Origin of the sequence: Actinoplanes sp. NPDC051633 (genome assembly GCF_040681735.1) — a bacterium.
Lineage (GTDB): Bacteria > Actinomycetota > Actinomycetes > Mycobacteriales > Micromonosporaceae > Actinoplanes.
The window spans coordinates 1-2,345 of record NZ_JBFAZH010001188.1; the positions used below are offsets into that span (position 1 = coordinate 1).

Here is a 2,345-nt window from a genome sequence, read left to right on the forward strand (position 1 = left end):
AGCGCGCCCTCGAGCGCAAGAAGGTCGTGAAGATCCACGACGGCAGCGAGACCTGCGAGTGTCTGAAGCAGACCGCGATCAGCCCGGACGGCCGCCGGGGCCAGTACATCGAGTACACGTACCAGGCCGGCGACGACAAGAAGTGGTACGTCGCGGTGTGGTGGGACGACGGCGAGACGGACGCGGACGGCGCGGGCGTGATGACGATGCGGGCCGCGTGGGACCGCAAGACGCGCGACGCCGCGCGACCGCTGCGCGACCGGTTCGTCAGCTGGCGCTACCAGCTCACCGAGTAGCCTCGATCAGCACGTCCAGAGTCTCGCGCTGCCACGGGCCGGCGGTGATGACGACCGCGTGGTCGAGGCCCAGCTCGGCCAGGGCGTGCAGGCGGTCGGTCACCTGGGCGACGGTCTCGCCCGGGACGACCCGGGTGGCGATGGTCCGGTCGATGTCCGCCGGGTCGCGTCCCTCCTCCTCGCAATGGGCGGCGAGGACCTCGAGCTTGTGCCGGACCGTGCGGCCGCCGTCCGGGATGTCGAAGAGGTTGCACGCCTGGGCGTAACGGGCCACCATCCGCAGCGTCTTCTGCTCGCCGGCGCCACCGATCAGGATCGGCGGGTGCGGCCGGGTGATGGGAGCGGGGCGGCAGACGGGGTTCTGCGCTGCTGTGTGCGTACCCGTGAACGGTGTCTCGTCGCCCGACCACATCCGCAGCGCGAGCTGGACGACATCCTCGAGCTCCTCGAAGCGCTGCCGCGTGGGCGGCAGCGGCAGGCCGAGCATCTCGGCCTCGCCGGCGTGGTAGCCCGCGCCCAGGCCGAGCCAGGCGCGGCCGCCGGACAGCACGTCGATGGTCGTGGCGGCCTTGATCAGCAGCGCCGCCGGCCGGAACGAGACGGCGGAGACCATCGTGCCGAGCCGGATCCAGCGGGTGATCGAGGCGAGAAAGCCCAGCGTGGAATACGCCTCCAGCATCGGCTCGTGGGGCTCGGTGCCCGGCTCGGCCTGGATCAGGTGATCGGACACCCACAGGGTGTCGAGCCCGCCCTCGTCGGCCTGCCGGGCGATCGCGCCGAGCTCATCGAGCGAGGGCCAGGAGAAGTTGGTGACGCTGATGCTGACGCGCATGGTGTCGCTCCAATCCTAGAGTCACCCTAAGTTTATAGCTGCTCTGATAATATTGGCCAGTGGGATTGCGGGAGCTGAAGAAGGAGCGCACCCGGCGGCTGATCAGCGAGACCGCGCAACGGCTGTTCGCCGAGCGGGGCTTCGACGCGGTCCGGGTCGCCGAGGTGGCACGCGCCGCCGAGGTGTCCGAGGCGTCGGTGTTCAACTTCTTCCCGGCGAAGGAGGATCTGTTCTTCGCCGGGCTGGACGACTTCGGTGACCGCCTGGTGGCCGCCGTCCGGGACCGGGAGCCGGGTACGCCGGTCCTGGCCGCCTGCAAGCGGGAGATGCTGGGCGGCAACGCGTGGCTCGAAGCGATCGATGCGGGCGACGCCACGGCGCGGGAACGGGCACAGATGGTCGTCCGCGTGCTGGACGGCAGCCCGGCGCTGCAGGCCCGGGAACGGCGGGCGCTGGATCGCATCGGCGCCGCGCTCGCCCGGGAGCTGGGCGGTTCGCTGAACGACCAGGTGGTGGCCGGCGCGATCATCGGGCTGCACGCCGCGCTGATCCGGCTGACCCGCTCGCTGGCGGCGGACGGCACGCCGGGTGGCCTGACCGCCGCCGCGCACGACCAGGCCACCGAGGCGTTCCGCCTGCTGGAGAAGGGATTCGGCGCCTACTGAACCGGGGGCGGCGGGACGACGGCTTCGGCCCCCGGCGGCACGTTGCTCTTCGGGCTCTCGCCGGGGGTTGCGTCACCGCTCCGCCTCGGCGGTTCGCCCTTGACGGGCGGGATGCCGAACTGTGTCGAGGGGGTGGGTGCCGGGCTGTCAGCGGGCACCGGCGTCGTTCGGTCCGGATCGGCGAGCACCGCGTGGGCGCCGATGCTCACGCCGGCCAGCGCGACGACCCCCGCCGCGACACCGGCCGCGGCTCGCGTCGCGGTCCGGCGGTCGCCCGCCTTGCGGATGGCCGACGCCGGCTCGAGGAGGACGTACCCGGCGTCCGCGGACAATGCCGCGAACGCGCGCTCAAGTTCGTTCGACATCGGTGACCTCCAGGACGGTCATGTCTTCGACGTGTGGCTGATCTCGGCCGGGCGGCTGGTCTGCGCGGGGTGGCTGGTCTCCGCGGGGCGGCTGGTCTTGATCGGGCGGTGACAGGATCCGGGCCAGCTCGGTCCGCCCGCGGTGCAGCCGGGAGGTCACCGTGCCGACCGCGGCGCCGGTCTCGTC

5 protein-coding genes are annotated in these 2,345 nt (G+C 72.2%); 2 read left to right on the plus strand and 3 right to left on the minus strand.

Going from position 1 to position 2,345, the window contains the following annotated elements:
* Positions 1-296, plus strand: a 296-nt coding sequence (locus tag AB0M20_RS38795; protein WP_364305959.1) for a hypothetical protein, incomplete at its 5' end; no start/stop codon positions are given.
* Here the strand turns inward: AB0M20_RS38795 and AB0M20_RS38800 are convergent.
* Complete coding sequence (locus tag AB0M20_RS38800) at positions 286-1,128, minus strand: TIGR03560 family F420-dependent LLM class oxidoreductase (RefSeq protein ID WP_364305960.1); 843 nt, start codon at positions 1,126-1,128, stop codon at positions 286-288. The genes AB0M20_RS38795 and AB0M20_RS38800 overlap by 11 nt on opposite strands.
* 59 nt (positions 1,129-1,187) lie before the next feature.
* On the opposite strand from AB0M20_RS38800, the gene AB0M20_RS38805 reads away from it, so the two are divergent.
* The gene (locus AB0M20_RS38805; RefSeq protein WP_364305963.1) at positions 1,188-1,793 is read left to right on the plus strand and encodes a helix-turn-helix domain-containing protein; all 606 of its coding nucleotides are present in this window, start codon (positions 1,188-1,190) and stop codon (positions 1,791-1,793) included.
* Here AB0M20_RS38805 and AB0M20_RS38810 read toward each other — a convergent pair.
* Together AB0M20_RS38810 and AB0M20_RS38815 are read right to left on the minus strand one after the other, a co-directional pair.
* On the minus strand, positions 1,787-2,158 hold the full coding sequence (locus AB0M20_RS38810) for a hypothetical protein (protein ID WP_364305965.1): 372 nt from the start codon (positions 2,156-2,158) through the stop codon (positions 1,787-1,789). The genes AB0M20_RS38805 and AB0M20_RS38810 overlap by 7 nt on opposite strands.
* On the minus strand, positions 2,142-2,345 hold a 204-nt coding region (locus AB0M20_RS38815; protein ID WP_364305966.1), incomplete at its 5' end, for a hypothetical protein. The genes AB0M20_RS38810 and AB0M20_RS38815, both read right to left, overlap by 17 nt.